Source organism: Cupriavidus taiwanensis (assembly GCF_900249755.1).
Classification (GTDB): domain Bacteria; phylum Pseudomonadota; class Gammaproteobacteria; order Burkholderiales; family Burkholderiaceae; genus Cupriavidus; species Cupriavidus taiwanensis_D.
In genome coordinates this window covers 378,055-392,110 of the sequence record NZ_LT976854.1, presented here as the reverse complement: position 1 = coordinate 392,110, position 14,056 = coordinate 378,055, and the positions used below count along the sequence as shown (strand labels likewise).

Below are 14,056 nucleotides of genomic sequence, written 5' to 3'. Positions count from 1 at the left end.
GACGGGGGCGGGCTCAGGCACCCAGCCGGCGCATTTCGGACAGGAAGCGCTCTTCGGTCCAGGGCTGGCCGTCCACGCCCAGGAAGCCGGCGGCGTTGAACGCGCGCACGATGTCCTGCGGGTTCTGCGCACCGCCCTCGAAGGCGGCTTCGAGCGCGTCGCCCAGCGCGTTCTCGTAGGCGCTCGGTGCGGCGGCGCGGGTCTGCCAGACGATGTTGGCGACCTTGCCGGGTTGCTCGATATGGCCCTTGCCTGCCACGTTGTTGGGCGCCGGACGCTCCCAGGGCACCAGGTTCGGGTTGTACGAGAGGCTTTCCATTGCGCTTGGCTCCATGTCTTGCAGCAGGGGGACCGTGTTCCGCGTGCGCTGGCGACCGTCTTTGGTTCGCCGCGCTACGTTTTACTAATGAAACACTGGTTTAGATATTGAACACAGGTACGACTATAGACAACAGCGACGTAAAAATTGACTGGGGTTAACCCGCGCCCGGGCAGCAGGGAGGGAAGGTGAGGCGCAAACAGCGCGCCGCAGGGGGCGGGGGGCGGCGGCAGGAAGCCGCCGCAGCAATCACTGCGCCGCGGGCAGGGCCGAGCGGATCAGCCGCGCCGTGGCGGCGGCCTGGTCGATATAACAGGCGTGCCCGGCATCCGGGATCAGCGAGAACGGCAGGCCGAAGCGCTCGGCCAGCGCGGCGCAGGCCGGCGGGGTGGTGACGATATCGCCGCCGCCGCAGGCAATCTGCACCGGCAGGCGCGCCGGGCGCCGCGCCAGGTAGGCATCGATATCGTCGCCGCACAGCATCGCCACCGCCTGGCGGTAGCCGTCCGGGTTCAGCCGCCGCATGTTCCAGCGCACCCACGCCTGGGCGCCCGCATCGGCGGCTTCGCCGAGCAGCCGCCCCGGGCCGCGTTGCGCCAGCCCGTCGACGCCCAGCGACGCCAGCGCCTCCAGGCGCTGGCTCGCCACCGCGCTGGCCTGCGCTTCCTTGCCACGCGCGCCGTAGCCTTGCGCCACGCTCAGCAGCAGCATGCGGGCCGGCAGTTCGCGCGCGGTGGCGGCGTAGGCGGCCGCCATCAGCGCGCCCAGCGAATGCCCGACCACCAGTGCCGGCTGCACGCCCAGTGCCGCCAGCAGGCCTTCGAGCCGCCGCGCATAGTCCGCGGCCAGCGGCCGCGCCGGCGCCAGCGGCGAGGAATCGCCGTAGCCCGGCGCGTCCCAGGCGATCACGCGCGCATGCGCGGCCAGCAGGCTGGCGCAGGGCAGCCACGACGCCGCCCCCGAGCTGATGCCGTGCAGCAGTACCACCACCGGCCCGGAACCGCCGCCGCTGCGGTAGGCCACGCGCTCGCCGCCCACCTGCGCCACGCGCTGGGCAAACCCGCTGTCGAGGGCATCCAGCAGGCCGCGGTCCGGTTCAGGAAGCGCCTGGGGCTTATTTTGTTCCATATATAAAACCATAGTTGGCAAATAAAACCCTTGAAGCATAGGCGCTGCCCGCGCACCACCGGGATCAGGGTTAACGATAGGCAAGCCGGAAAACGGCGTCGCAACGCCAGTGCCGGTCATCCAGCCCTATCGCTTTAGGGATAACCCTCCTCACATTTTCCGGAAACTCGCGGCTATATTTTGCTCAACGTTTCTTATGTTGTTTGATGTTTCATATATAAAACACAAAAGAGGCGAAGAAGACATCCGATGCCGCCATCCGCAGGGGTACCGGAAGACAAGACCAAAACACCACAAGACGGAAAACGGAAGGAAACCGGTAGATGAAACTTGCACGAACCGCCGCGGCGCTGCTCGCGGCTTCCCCCCTGCTGGCCTCGGCGCAATCGTCGTCATCGTCGGTCACGCTGTACGGCGTGATCGACAGCGGCGTCGAGTACGTGAGCAATGTCGGCGCCAACGGCGACGGCCTGGTGCGCATGCCCAACAACACCGCCACGGTGCCGTCGCGCTGGGGCATCCGCGGCACGGAAGACCTGGGCGGCGGGCTCAAGGGCCTGTTCGTGCTGGAATCGGGCTTCTCGCCGGACACCGGCAGCGCCAACCAGGGCGGCCGCCTGTTCGGGCGCCAGGCGCTGGTCGGGCTGAGCAACCCGTACGGCCAGCTGTCGTTCGGCCGCCAGTACACCATGCTGTTCTGGGCCATCCTCGACAGCGATATCCTCGGGCCGAACGTCTACGGCTCCGGTTCGCTCGACAGCTACCTGCCCAATACGCGCGCCGACAACGCGGTCGCGTACAAGGCGAACTTCAACGGCTTCGTGGTCGGTGCCACCTACAGCTTCGGGCGCGACGCGGTCAACGCCGGCCCCAGCCCCGCCGGCACCAACTGCGCCGGCGAGAACCCCGCCGACAAGAAGGCGTGCCGCGAATGGTCGGCCATGGTCGGCTACGACAACAAGACCTGGGGCGTGATCGCGGCCTATGACTCGCAGCGCGGCGGCCCGGGCGCCTTCGGCGGCCTGACCAGCAGCAACCTGACCGACGACCGCCTGTCGCTGGGCGGCTACATGCTGCTGAAGAACACCAAGCTCGGCGCCGGCTGGATCCGCCGCGACAACGAGGGCAGCCCCACGCCGGTCAGCGACCTGTACTACGCCGGCGTCTCGCACGACATCACGCCGGTGGTCAACCTGGCCGGGCAGGTGTACTTCCTGAACTACCACGGCAGCGACAACCAGGCCATGCTGTACGCGCTGCGCGCGACCTACAGTTTCAGCAAGCGCACCTCGGTCTATGCCACCGCGGGCTTTATCAACAACGGCGGCCAGCTGGCCATGTCGGTCAGCGGCGGCTCGCCCGGTTCCGCCCCGCGCGCGGGCGAGAACCAGTGGGGCTCGATGCTCGGCATCAAGCATATTTTCTGAGTCCGTCGATCCATCGTAGCCGCCGGCGCCGCGCGCCCGGCTTCACTCCACGCGGCACCGCCTCCGGGCAGGTGCCCGGTTTTACCGAGGTCTGAAGATCATGAAGTCTGCACGACGCCAACTGCTGGCCACTCTCGCCGCCGCCGCGCTCGCTCCCGCCGCCCTGCTGGGCGCCGGCAGCGCGCTGGCCCAGGGTTCGTACCCGAGCAAGCCCGTCACCATCGTCGTTGCCTACCCCGCCGGCGGCGACGTCGACGTGCTGGCGCGCCTGCTGGCCGAAAAACTGGCCCCGCGCCTGAAGCAATCGGTGGTGGTGGAAAACCGCACCGGCGCGGCCGGCACCATCGGCAGCGCCTACGTGGCGCGCGCCAACCCGGACGGCCACACGCTGCTGCTCGCGCCCAACACCGTCGCCATCGCGCCGCTGGTGCTGCGCGCCGGCACCGGCGCCAGCTACGACGTGCAGCAGGACTTCACGCCGATCAGCCAGATCGGCACGCAGTCGCTATTCGTGGTGGTCAACAAGGGCACCGGCATCACCAAGGTCAGCGACCTGGTGGCGCGCGCCAAGGCCGGCAAGGTCGAGACCTATGCCACGCCCGGCAACGGCTCGCCGATGCACATCATGGGCGAGCTGTTCAACAAGTCCGCCGGCATCAAGATCAGCCAGGTGCCGTACCGCGGCCTGGCGCCCGCCATCGTCGACGTGATCGGCGGCCAGGTGCCGGTGACCTACATCACCTACGGCGCGATCTCGCAATACGTCGGCAACGGCAGCCTGGTGCCACTGGCGGTCGCCGACCCGAAGCGCTCGCCGTTCGCCCCCAATGTGCCGACGCTGGCCGAGCTGGGCTACAAGGATGTCGAGATCGGCGCCTGGCAGGCGCTGCTGGGACCGAAGAACATGCCGGCCGAGGTGGTGCGCACCCTCAACGCGCATGTCAACGAGATCCTGAAGATGCCAGACGTGGTCGCGCGCATGGCCACCATCGCCGTCACGCCTTCCGGCGGCGAGCCCGCGGTGCTGTCCAAACTGATCGCCAGCGATACCTCGCGCTACACCAAGGTCGTGAAGGAATTCGGCATCCAGGCCGACTGAGCGCGGACCGGGCGCGGCTTGCAGGCACGGGCAGCCTCGCGGGCCCGTGCCTGTAAGAATTACCATTCGATACCTGCGGTATAGCGGCGCCTGCGCCACGGCGTGGCCGCGCCGCGCTTCCCGCCGGCTGGCAGGAAAGTTGCAGCTTGGCCTGCATGGACTTTTCGATCGACTGGCGCGAAGCGCTCTTCTTCACGGTTTCCCCGCTCGAGATCATCGTGCGCGGGACCGTGGTGTACTGGTCGCTGTTCCTGCTGTTCCGCTTCGTGGTGCGGCGCGACATCGGCACCATGGGTATCGCCGACCTGCTGCTGATCGTGATCGTCGCCGACGCGGCGCAGAACGGCATGGCGGGCAAGGGCGACGGCGTCGCCGATGCGATCTTGCTGGTGATCACGCTGATCGCGTGGAACCGGCTGATCGATTTCCTTTCCTACAAATTCCCGGCCTTCCAGCGTTTCGCCGAGGCCAAAAAGGTGATGCTGGTGCGGGATGGCGTCAAGCTGCAGGAGAACATGCGGCGCGAGAACATCACCGACGAAGAGCTTGAAGCCAAGTACCGGCAGGAAGGGATCGAATCGATCGACAGCGTCAAGGCGCTCTACCTGGAAGCCGACGGCAAGGTCAGCGTGATCAAGAAAGAGTAGGCGCCGCGGCATAAACAACAAGCCCGCCGGAAGTGGCGGGCTTATTGTTTTGCGCTGCGATGAACGGCCTCAGTTCACCTGCCGGTTCATCCCCTCCCAGAACGGCTCGCGCAGCTTGCGCCGCAGCAGCTTGCCGGACGGGTTGCGCGGCAGCGCGTCGACGAACTCGATGCTCTTCGGCACCTTGAAGCCGGCCACGCGCTGGCGCGTCCATTGCAGGATGGCATCGCGGTCCGCCGTTTGCCCCGGCTTGAGCACCACGATAGCCTTGACCGCCTCGCCCCACTTCTCGTCGGGCACGCCGATCACGGCCACGTCGGCCACCTGCGGATGGCCGTAGATCGCGCTTTCGACTTCGGCCGGGTAGACGTTCTCGCCGCCACTGATGATCATGTCCTTGACGCGGTCATGGATGTACAGGTAGCCGTCCGCATCCATATAGCCCGCATCGCCGGTGCGCAGCCAGCCGTTGGCATCGATGGTGCGCGCGGTCTCTTCGGGCTGCTTCCAGTAGCCGGCCATGTTGTGCTGCGAGCGCACCACCACCTCGCCGACCTCGCCCGGTGCCAGCTGGCGCCCTTCGTAGTCCACCACCTTCAGCTCGACCCCCGGCAGCGCCTTGCCCGCGGCGCGCATGCGCGGCACCTCGTCGGTGGTGTGGTCCTCGGGCGGCAGCGCGACGATGGTGCCGGTGGTCTCGGTCATGCCGTACTGCTGCACGAAGCCGCAGCCGAACACTTCGATGCCTTCGCGCAGCAGCGCCGCGGGAATCGGCGCTGCGCCGTACAGCAGGTACCTCAGGCGCGAATAGTCGATCTGGCGCGCGCGCGGGTCGCGCAGCACGATCTGCATCGCGGCCGGCACCAGGAACAGCTTGCTGACGCGCTCCTTCTCGATGAAGTCGAGCACCGCGCGCGGATCGAACTCGCGCGCGACCACGCCCTTGGCGCCGGACAGCAGGTTGCGCAGGCCCCAGCCGGAGCCGCCGATATGCGCCACCGGCATCGCCACCAGCGAGATATCGTCGGCCACCCAGTGCGACCACGCGATCTGTTCGCGCTCGCTGACCTCGGTGCCGATGGTCAGGTTGCGGTGCGTCAGCATCGCGCCCTTGGGCCGGCCGGTGGTGCCAGAGGTGTACAGCTGCAGCACCACGTCGTGCGCGGCCGGCGCATGCGCGGGCGGCGTGGCCGGATGCGCGTCGCGCCAGTCGGTGTAGCAGGGCCAGTCGCCCTGCCCGTCGCACGGCTCCATCACCACCACCTTGCGCACCAGCGGCAGCGACGGCAGCAGGTTGCGCACCATCGCCGCCGATTCGGCGCCGACGAACAGCACCACCGCATCGCAATGCCCGAGGATGAACTCCACCTCGGGCGGCGCCAGGCGCCAGCTGGCCGGCGCCATCACCGCGCCGGTCTTGCCCGCGCCCAGCAGCAGCTCAAAATAGTGGTCGCTGTTCTTGCCGATATAGCCGATGCGATCGCCCGCGCGCACGCCTTCGGCCAGCAAGGCCTGCGCCACGCGGTCGGTGTTGCGCTCGAACTCGGCGTAGGTGGTGTGCCGGCCTTCGAACGAATACGCCACCGCCTCGGGCCGCAGGCGCGCGAAATGGCGCACCGCGTGAGGCAGCGTGGTCAGATAGCTGAAATCCATCCGCGTCTCCAAGGTATTCAAGGCCCGTTCAGAGGTCAGCGCGGCGCCATGCGGATGGCGCCGTCCAGCCGCACCGACTCGCCGTTGAAATAGCCGTTGCGGCACATCTCGACGGCCAGCGAGGCAAACTCTTCCGGCTGCCCCAGGCGCTTCGGGAACGGCACCGACGCGGCCAGCGCGGCCTTGACGTTCTCGGCCGCGCCCTGCAGCAGCGGCGTATTGAAGATGCCCGGCAGGATGGTGTTGACGCGGATGCCTTCGCCGGCCAGGTCGCGCGCGATCGGCAGCGTCATGCCGACCACGCCGGCCTTCGACGCCGAGTACGCCGCCTGCCCCATCTGCCCGTCCTGCGCCGCCACCGACGCGGTGTTGATGATCACGCCGCGCTCGCCGCCGGCGGTGTCCAGCGTCAGCATGCCGGCCGCGGACCGCGCGATGCAGCGGAAGGTGCCGATCAGGTTGATCTGGATGATGCGCTCGAAGGCATCGGACGGGAAATGCTTGATCTGGTCCGGCGCTTCCTTGGAACGCGAGGCGGTCTTGATGGCGTTGCCGGTGCCGGCGCAGTTGACCAGGATGCGCTCCTGGCCGATGGCTGCGCGTGCCTTGGCAAATCCGGCCTCGACCTCGGCCTCGGAGGTCACGTTGACCTGGCAGAACACGCCGCCGAGCTCGCGCGCCAGCGCTTCGCCCTTCTCGGCGTTCAGGTCGAACAGTGCCACGCGCACGCCCTGTGCCGCCAGCGCCCGCGCCGTCGCCGCGCCCAGCCCCGAAGCGCCGCCCGTCACCACTGCCGATACCGATGCATTGAGTTCCATGCCGTCTTTCCTTGTCTCTCGTTCGCGTGCGGCCGGCGCTGCGCGGCCGCGCTCTGGTTGAAGCCGGCAGGCGCGCAAAGCGCCTGTACCGGAGTGGGTTCGAGATTCGGGGATCGGGGCCGCCGATGCATCGTCCGAAGCGACGAATGCGGCCCGACGCGCCGAATGCGCCCGATGCGGCTCCGGCAGCGGCACCCGCGCGCCCGATGCGCTACAGTGGCGCGATCGATGGCTACCGCGGCGCCGGCGCCCCCCGGCAGACGATTCCCCGCCATGCGCAAACCCGAAGCTCTCGCCCTCACCCGTCCCCGCCGGCCTGCCATGCTGGCCACGGCGCTGGCCTTGCTGGCCGGCCTGCTCGCGCTGCTGTGCGCCATGCCGGCACGCGCCGCCCCGGCCGGGCCGCTGGCCGCCTTGCTGGCACCGGCGGACAAACCCGCCGCGCCCGCCAGCGCCGCTGCCGCCAGCGTGCCGCTGGCGCAGTCGCTGGACCAGGTCATCACCACGCTGCAGGACGATGGCGAGCGGCGCGCGCTGGTGAGCCAGCTGCAAACCCTGCGACAGGGCCTGGCAGCGTCCGCGGCCATGGCGGCGCCAGCCACGCCGGCGTCGGCCTCCGCGCCCGGGCTGATCGGCGCCATGGCGCAGATGCTGGACGAGGTGGATGCGCGCCTGCGCGAAGACCGCGGCCCGTGGCAGTACTGGGCCTGGCGCACGCGCTTCGCGGCCGAGGAATGGCGCGCCGCGCTGACGCAGGGCGGCACGCGCTCCGGGCTCGACTCGGTGCGCGAATTCGCACTGGTGCTGGCGGCATGGGCGGCGTGCGGCTGGCTGCTGCGCGAAGCCGGCCACCGGCTGCGGCGGCGCCGCAGGGCCGACGCCCCCCACGCGCAGCGCGCGCCGGGCGGCAAGCTGCCCGAACTGCCCTCGTGGGTCGATGTCGGCGCCTACATGCTGCGCCATATCGGGCCGTGGGTGGTGGCGTTCGCGCTGACGCTGCTGCTGGCCCGGCGGCTGTTCGCGCAATCGCCGGCCAGCGTCGCCGCCGTGCTGGTGGCCTACGCCATCGTCGCCGGCGCGGTCGCGGCGGCGGTGTGCCAGGTCATCTTCGCGCTGTTCCGGACCGCGCACCGGCAAACCGCGGTACGGCAACTGCTGGCGCGTTCCCCGTGGCTGCTGTTCTGCACCGGCGCGCTGGCGGCACTGGGCAACGGCGCCGCCGACGGCCGCATGGCCGCGGTGCTGGGCGGCAACCTGTGCGCGCTGGTCTCGACCCTGGCCAATATCGCCGCGGCGCTGGGCATCGGCGTGTTCGCGCTGGGTTTCCGGCGCCAGATCGGCCAGCTGATCAGCCAGCGGCCGCTGCCCTTCCGCCAGGCCCATCCCGCCGTGACCGACCTGCTGCGCCTGGCCGGCCACGCCTGGCACCTGCCGGTGCTGGCGGTGGTGGTGGCGTCGGTGATCGGCACGGTGCTGGCCACCGGCCATGCCGATGTGTTCCTGCGCCGCACGGTGGCGTCGGTGGCGCTGTTCGTCGCCGCGCTGCTGCTGACCATGGTGCTGGGGCGCTCGCCCAAGGCCGGCGCGCGCGCGCCGCGCATCCGCGACCGCCGCCGCTCGGCCTACCTGCAGCGCTTCGGGCGCTTTGCGCTGGCGCTGGTGCGCGTGCTGGTCTGGGCGGTATTCGTCGAAATGGTCATGCGCGTGTGGGGCTCTTCGCTGGTGCGGCTGGCCGAGTCGTCGGCCGCCGGGCGCCACCTGGCCGAATCCGCGTTCCGCGTCACCAGCACCGTGCTGATGGCGTGGCTGGTCTGGCTGCTGATCGACACCGCCATCATGCAGTCGTTGTCGCCCGCGCACGCGCGCGCCGCGCAGCCCAGCCTGCGCGCCCGCACCATCCTGCCGCTGGTGCGCAATGCCTCGTTCATCGGCCTGCTGGTGCTTACCGTGATCGCGGTGCTGGCCAACCTGGGCGTCAACGTGACGCCGCTGCTGGCGGGCGCGGGCGTGGTCGGGCTGGCCATCGGCTTCGGCGCGCAAAGCCTGGTGCAGGACCTGATTACCGGCCTGTTCATCGTGGTCGAGGATTCCATCGCCATCGGCGACTCGATCGAGCTGCCCGACCACGCCGGCGTGGTCGAGGCCATGACCATCCGCACCGTCAAGCTGCGCGACGGCCGCGGCGCGCTGCACACGCTGCCGTACAGCCAGATCAAGGCGGTCAAGAACCTGTCGCGCGGCTACGGCTACGCCGTGCTCAGCATCGGCATCAGCTACCAGAGCGACCTGGACCGGGCGCTGGACCTGATCCGCACCACCGGCGCCGAGCTGGCGCGCGACCACCGCTACGGCCGCAAGCTGATGTCCGGGCTGGAGATCCTGGGCCTGGACCGCTTCGACCCGAGCGGCCCGGTGGTGATGGCGCAGATCAAGACCCGGCCGCTGATGCAGGCGGAAATCACGCGCGCCTTCAATGCCCGGCTCAAGCGCAACTTCGACGCCAGCGGCATCCGCATGGCCTCGCCGAACCTGACCATCCAGGTCGATGGCGGCACCGTCGAGTTGCCCGTCGGCGAACTGGCTGCGAAGGGGGCGCCACAGTAGCCTTGCCCCCTGACCACGGCTGGCTCAGGCCGCCGCAAGGGCCGCCGGACGGGGGCTGGCAAGAATCTTGCGGCGCACAATCGGGGTTTCCCCTCCCAAAACGGGGTATAAAACATACAAAATTGTTTGGCATGATTGCGGTACGGCAAGCGCAGCCGACAGGCGCGTTGCCCGCAGCAGCCGTATCGGCGCCACTACAGAACGCCAGAACGGAACCGATAACACGTAGGGATGTGGCCACTTGCCGTGGCGCAGAGCAAGAGGCGTTTGCCACCGGGGGGATCTGAACATGGGCGAACACCCGACAACGGACGAGGACTTCCATCGTCTGGTCGACTCCATCTATGAGTCCGCGCTGGACGTCGCGGCCATGCCCGCCGCCCTCGATCTCTTCTCCCGCTACACCTGCACCGTCAGCCCGCGCTACCTGATCTGGGACAAGCTGGCCGGCCATGCCCGGCTGGGCGTGACCCCGCACGGCTGCTTCACCAGCGGCGCCAGCCTGCCCGACTGCCTGCCCGGGCCGCTCGACCTGCCTTGCGGCGACACCGGCCGCACCCTGTTTGACGCGGCCGAGCCATGCGGCGGCGGCACCGCGACCGCCGCTGCGGCGCTGGCCTGCAGCGAACTGGAACAGGGCATCCGCCTGGTCGAGAACGCCGAGGTCTGCGTGCTGATGAGCGGCACCAACGCCGGCAGCATCAGCACGGGCCAGCGCGAGCGGCGCCTGTCGCAGGTCATGCCGCACTGGGTGCGCGCCGCGCGCATGCAGCAGCGCAACTTTGAACTGAGCGGGCTGGCCAGCCTGGGCCTGGCCGGGCTCGATACGCTGGACTTCGGCGTGATGGTGCTGCAGGCCGACCTGCGCGTGCGCTACGCCAACAGCTGGGCCGAGGCGCTGGTGCAGGCCGACAGCCACCTGTCGCTGCAGGACGGCGTGCTGCGCGCCCACAGCGACACGCTGCAGGCGGTGCTGCGCAAGCTGCTCGACGGCGCCATACGCGGCCGCGGCGCCGACGCTGCTTCAGGCTCGTGGATGCATATCACCTCGGGCGGGCAGCCGGTGCCGATCATCGTCACGCCGCTGGTGTCGCGCCAGCCGGTCGAGGGCCCGTGGCAACTGCCGGCGGCGATGCTGCTGCTGGGCAACTCCGAATCGCGTTCGGTGCTGGACGCGGGCGTGCTGACCTCGCTGTTCGGGCTGTCGCGCAAGGAAAGCATCATCGCCATCCGGCTGGCCGCCGGCGAGACCCTCAACGAAATCGCCGAGCGCGAGTTCCTCTCGCCGCATACCGTGCGCGTGCATATCCGCGACACGCTGCGCAAGACCGGCACGCATCGCCAGTCCGAACTGGTGCGGCTGCTGCACCTGCTGCCGGGCGTGAACCTCGAGCGTGCCGGCGTGAGTTCGGCGATCCGGCCGCGCGCGCCGCGCCCGCGCGCCGCCTGACGTAGAGTACGGTAGCGTACGGCAGCGCCCGCTACTTCACCGCCGCCTGCGCCGCCGCCAGGAAGCGCTGCACCTGGCGGTCGCCGTCATCGGGCCGCGCCGCCAGCGCAATGCCGATGCGGCCCGCCGGCCGCGGGCTCGACAACGGCAGGAAGCGCACGCGCCGGTTGGCATAGCGCGCCGCCACGCTCGGCACCAGCGCCACGCCCAGCCCGCTTTCCACCAGGCTGACCTGGGTCTGCACCTGCACCGCCTCCTGCGTCACGCGCGGCACGAAGCCCGCTTGCTGGCACAGCAGCATCGCCACCGCATGCAGGTTGGGCACCTGCGCCGCCGGATACATGATGAAGGGCTGGTCGGCCAGCGCGCGCAGCGCGATGGCTTCCGCGCGCGCCAGCGGGCTGTCCGCCGGCACGGCGGCGACGAAGACATCGTTCTCGAGCGGGGTCAGCGTGTAGCCGCCGCTGCTCAGCACCGGGAAGCGCACCAGCCCGGCGTCGATCTGGTGCTTCTCCAGCCGGTCAAGGATCGCGGCGGTGGTCGATTCATGCAGGATCAGCTCGATGCCCGGATGCGCGGCGCGGAATGCCGGGATCAGCTTGGGCAGCAGCGCATAGGTGGCCGAGCCGATAAAGCCGATGCGCAACGCACCGCGCTCGCCCTGCCCCGCCGCCATCGCCGCGGCGCGCGCCTGCTGCGCGTGGAACAGCGCCCGGCGCGCGTCGTGCAGCGCGGCCTCGCCCGCCTGCGTCAGCCGCACCCCGCGCGAGGTGCGCACGAACAGCGCCGTGCCGAGCTGTTCCTCGAGCTTGCGGATCGAAATCGACAGCGGCGGCTGCGCCATGTGCAGCCGTTCGGCGGCGCGGTGGAAGTTGCCGGTCTCGGCCAGGGCGACGAACTGCTGCAGTTGGCGCAGGTCCATGGTCGGTAATATCCAGTGGATATCGATTGCTAAAAAACTAATATTAGACCAGCCGGCGCCCGCTGATCTACCCTGTGGCCCACAGTACAAAAGATCCGGAGACACTATGCTGCCGCTTGCAGGCATCCGCGTGGTCGACCTGTCCACCGTGGTGATGGGGCCGTATGCCAGCCAGTGGCTGGCCGACCTGGGCGCCGAGGTGATCAAGGTCGAGCCGCCCGAGGGCGATTCCACGCGCCGCACCGGTCCCGCCGCCGAACCCGGCATGGCGGCGATCTTCCTGGGGGTCAACCGCGGCAAGCGCAGCGTGGTGCTGGACCTGAAGCAGCCCGCGGCGCAGGCCGCGCTGCAGCGCATGCTGGACCACGCCGACGTGCTGATGCACAGCATGCGCCCGCAAAAGCTGGCGGCGCTGGGGCTGGCGCCCGACGCGGTGCGGGCGCGCCATCCGGACCTGGTCTTCGTCAGCCTGCTGGGCTTTGCCGAGGACGGCCCCTATGGCGGCCGCCCGGCGTATGACGACATCATCCAGGGCCTGTCGGGCAACGCCGCGCTGATGGCGGCGCAGAGCGGCGACAGCCGCTACTTCCCCACCATCGCCGCGGACAAGACCAGCGGGCTGGTGGCGGCGCTGTCGGTATGCGCGGCGCTGGCCGGGCGCGCGCGGCGCCAGGCCGACGGCAGCGCCGGCCACGGCACGCTGGTCGAGGTGCCGATGTTCGAATCGATGGTCGCGTTCAACCTGGTCGAGCACTTCTACGGCCGCCACTTCGAGCCGCCGCGCGGGCCCAGCGGTTATCCGCGCGTGCTGGCGCCGCTGCGCCGCCCCTACCGCAGCGCCGACGGCCACGTCTGCATGATGCCGTACACCGATGCGCACTGGCGCGACTTCTTCCACGCCGCCGGGCGCCCGGAACTGGCTGCCGACCCGCGCTTTGCCGACATCGCCGCCCGCACCGAGCATATCGAGACCCTGTACGAACTGACCGGCGAGATCGTGCAGGCACAGAGCACCGCGCACTGGGTGGCCCTGTGCGAACGGCTGCAGATCCCGGTGGCGCGCATCAACGCACTGGACGACCTGCCCAACGACCCGCACCTGGCCGCCACCGGGTTCTTTGAAGATCTCGAGGATCCGGCCATGGGCACGCTGCGCTTTCCGGGCGCGCCGGTGCGTTTCGACGGCCAGCGCGCGCCGCTGGCAGTGCCGCCGCGGCTGGGCCAGCACACCCGCGAGGTGCTGGCCGAGGCCGGCCTGGACGCCGCGCAGATCGCACAACTGCAACAAAGCGGCGCCGCGCGCTGCGCCGCCACGGAGACACCATGACGCAAGCCGAACTGCCCCGCCTGGGCCAGGGCTTCTACTGGCAGGACCTGCACGAGGGCCAGGCCTTCCGCACCTTTTCGCGAACGGTAACCGAGACCGACCTGGTCAACTTCATCTCGGTCACCGGCATGGTCGAGGCCATCTTCATCGAAGCCGGCTACGACGGCGGCGCCATCCCGGGGCGGCCGGTGCCGGCGGCGCTGACCTATGCGCTGATCGAGGGCTTCATCCTGCAGACCATGATCCAGGGCACCGGGCTGGCGATGCTGGAACTGACGCAGCAGATCCACGGCCCGGTGCTGGTCGGCGACACCATCCACGCCACCGTGACCGTGACCGGCATCCGCCCGACCTCGCGCAGCGGCCGCGCCGTGGTGGATTCGCGCATCGAGGTATTCAACCAGCGCGGAGAGCGGGTCATGACCTATACCGCGCGCCGGTTGCTGGCGGGGCGCTGAAGCCATGCGCTTGCGCCGCGATGGGATCAAGGCTGCGGCGTGCCAGCGCCTGCCCTCACCCCCGGCCCCTCTCCCGCGAGCGGGAGAGGGGAGCAAACCGGCAGCGGGAACATTGCCTCGAACTTTCCAACTCCCGCTTGTGTACTCCCTCTCCCGCTTGCGGGAGAGGGTCGGGGTGAGGGCGGGGAGCGTCAACGAAGTGAA

At 69.7% G+C, this 14,056-nt stretch carries 12 protein-coding genes; 7 read left to right on the top strand and 5 right to left on the bottom strand.

Going from position 1 to position 14,056, the window contains the following annotated elements; translation table 11 throughout:
• Window positions 1-13 precede the first annotated feature (13 nt).
• Window positions 14-319: a recombinase-like helix-turn-helix domain-containing protein gene (locus CBM2594_RS17585; protein ID WP_174078852.1), complete on the bottom strand. Its 306-nt coding sequence runs from the start codon at window positions 317-319 to the stop codon at window positions 14-16.
• 249 nt (window positions 320-568) lie between these two features.
• Window positions 569-1,447 (bottom strand): alpha/beta fold hydrolase, encoded by an 879-nt coding sequence (locus CBM2594_RS17580; RefSeq protein ID WP_116358108.1) that lies wholly within the window; start codon window positions 1,445-1,447, stop codon window positions 569-571.
• Between the two features lie 323 nt (window positions 1,448-1,770).
• Here CBM2594_RS17580 and CBM2594_RS17575 point away from each other — a divergent pair, with 323 nt between their 5' ends.
• The 3 genes from CBM2594_RS17575 (at window position 1,771) to CBM2594_RS17565 (ending at window position 4,620) form a co-directional block, all read left to right on the top strand.
• Window positions 1,771-2,874 carry a porin gene (locus CBM2594_RS17575; RefSeq protein WP_116358107.1) on the top strand — a complete coding sequence of 368 codons (1,104 nt, stop codon included), beginning with the start codon at window positions 1,771-1,773 and terminating at the stop codon, window positions 2,872-2,874.
• A gap of 100 nt (window positions 2,875-2,974) precedes the next feature.
• Window positions 2,975-3,973 (top strand): Bug family tripartite tricarboxylate transporter substrate binding protein, encoded by a 999-nt coding sequence (locus CBM2594_RS17570; protein WP_116358106.1) that lies wholly within the window; start codon window positions 2,975-2,977, stop codon window positions 3,971-3,973.
• 155 nt (window positions 3,974-4,128) lie between these two features.
• Window positions 4,129-4,620 carry a DUF421 domain-containing protein gene (locus CBM2594_RS17565; RefSeq protein ID WP_116358105.1) on the top strand — a complete coding sequence of 164 codons (492 nt, stop codon included), beginning with the start codon at window positions 4,129-4,131 and terminating at the stop codon, window positions 4,618-4,620.
• A gap of 69 nt (window positions 4,621-4,689) precedes the next feature.
• On the opposite strand, the gene CBM2594_RS17560 is transcribed toward CBM2594_RS17565, so the two are convergent.
• Both CBM2594_RS17560 and CBM2594_RS17555 read right to left on the bottom strand, forming a co-directional pair.
• On the bottom strand, window positions 4,690-6,273 hold the full coding sequence (locus CBM2594_RS17560) for a fatty acid--CoA ligase (RefSeq protein ID WP_116358104.1): 1,584 nt from the start codon (window positions 6,271-6,273) through the stop codon (window positions 4,690-4,692).
• A 35-nt stretch (window positions 6,274-6,308) separates the two neighbouring features.
• Entirely contained in the window at window positions 6,309-7,091 is a 783-nt protein-coding gene (locus tag CBM2594_RS17555) for an SDR family NAD(P)-dependent oxidoreductase (RefSeq protein WP_025586544.1), read from the bottom strand.
• A 273-nt stretch (window positions 7,092-7,364) separates the two neighbouring features.
• On the opposite strand from CBM2594_RS17555, the gene CBM2594_RS17550 reads away from it, so the two are divergent.
• Together CBM2594_RS17550 and CBM2594_RS17545 are read left to right on the top strand one after the other, a co-directional pair.
• On the top strand, window positions 7,365-9,695 hold the full coding sequence (locus tag CBM2594_RS17550; protein WP_116358103.1) for a mechanosensitive ion channel domain-containing protein: 2,331 nt from the start codon (window positions 7,365-7,367) through the stop codon (window positions 9,693-9,695).
• A 289-nt stretch (window positions 9,696-9,984) separates the two neighbouring features.
• Window positions 9,985-11,145 carry a helix-turn-helix transcriptional regulator gene (locus tag CBM2594_RS17545; RefSeq protein ID WP_116358102.1) on the top strand — a complete coding sequence of 387 codons (1,161 nt, stop codon included), beginning with the start codon at window positions 9,985-9,987 and terminating at the stop codon, window positions 11,143-11,145.
• Between the two features lie 31 nt (window positions 11,146-11,176).
• Here the strand turns inward: CBM2594_RS17545 and CBM2594_RS17540 are convergent, their stop codons facing one another.
• Window positions 11,177-12,067 carry a LysR family transcriptional regulator gene (locus CBM2594_RS17540; RefSeq protein WP_116358101.1) on the bottom strand — a complete coding sequence of 297 codons (891 nt, stop codon included), beginning with the start codon at window positions 12,065-12,067 and terminating at the stop codon, window positions 11,177-11,179.
• A 106-nt stretch (window positions 12,068-12,173) separates the two neighbouring features.
• On the opposite strand from CBM2594_RS17540, the gene CBM2594_RS17535 reads away from it, so the two are divergent.
• Both CBM2594_RS17535 and CBM2594_RS17530 read left to right on the top strand, forming a co-directional pair.
• Window positions 12,174-13,394 carry a CaiB/BaiF CoA transferase family protein gene (locus CBM2594_RS17535; RefSeq protein ID WP_116358100.1) on the top strand — a complete coding sequence of 407 codons (1,221 nt, stop codon included), beginning with the start codon at window positions 12,174-12,176 and terminating at the stop codon, window positions 13,392-13,394.
• Window positions 13,391-13,852, top strand: a complete 462-nt coding sequence (locus CBM2594_RS17530) for a MaoC family dehydratase (protein ID WP_116358099.1) — start codon at window positions 13,391-13,393, stop codon at window positions 13,850-13,852. The genes CBM2594_RS17535 and CBM2594_RS17530 overlap by 4 nt, the downstream gene beginning before the upstream one ends.
• Window positions 13,853-14,056: the final 204 nt, after the last annotated feature.

Excerpts from the sequence above, each read along its gene's own strand:
- CBM2594_RS17585 (WP_174078852.1), bottom strand. The coding sequence starts at position 319 with ATGGAAAGCCTCTCGTACAACCCGAACCTGGTGCCCTGGGAGCGTCCG.
- CBM2594_RS17580 (WP_116358108.1), bottom strand. The coding sequence starts at position 1,447 with ATGGAACAAAATAAGCCCCAGGCGCTTCCTGAACCGGACCGCGGCCTG.
- CBM2594_RS17575 (WP_116358107.1), top strand. The coding sequence starts at position 1,771 with ATGAAACTTGCACGAACCGCCGCGGCGCTGCTCGCGGCTTCCCCCCTG.
- CBM2594_RS17570 (WP_116358106.1), top strand. The coding sequence starts at position 2,975 with ATGAAGTCTGCACGACGCCAACTGCTGGCCACTCTCGCCGCCGCCGCG.
- CBM2594_RS17565 (WP_116358105.1), top strand. The coding sequence starts at position 4,129 with ATGGACTTTTCGATCGACTGGCGCGAAGCGCTCTTCTTCACGGTTTCC.
- CBM2594_RS17560 (WP_116358104.1), bottom strand. The coding sequence starts at position 6,273 with ATGGATTTCAGCTATCTGACCACGCTGCCTCACGCGGTGCGCCATTTC.
- CBM2594_RS17555 (WP_025586544.1), bottom strand. The coding sequence starts at position 7,091 with ATGGAACTCAATGCATCGGTATCGGCAGTGGTGACGGGCGGCGCTTCG.
- CBM2594_RS17550 (WP_116358103.1), top strand. The coding sequence starts at position 7,365 with ATGCGCAAACCCGAAGCTCTCGCCCTCACCCGTCCCCGCCGGCCTGCC.
- CBM2594_RS17545 (WP_116358102.1), top strand. The coding sequence starts at position 9,985 with ATGGGCGAACACCCGACAACGGACGAGGACTTCCATCGTCTGGTCGAC.
- CBM2594_RS17540 (WP_116358101.1), bottom strand. The coding sequence starts at position 12,067 with ATGGACCTGCGCCAACTGCAGCAGTTCGTCGCCCTGGCCGAGACCGGC.
- CBM2594_RS17535 (WP_116358100.1), top strand. The coding sequence starts at position 12,174 with ATGCTGCCGCTTGCAGGCATCCGCGTGGTCGACCTGTCCACCGTGGTG.
- CBM2594_RS17530 (WP_116358099.1), top strand. The coding sequence starts at position 13,391 with ATGACGCAAGCCGAACTGCCCCGCCTGGGCCAGGGCTTCTACTGGCAG.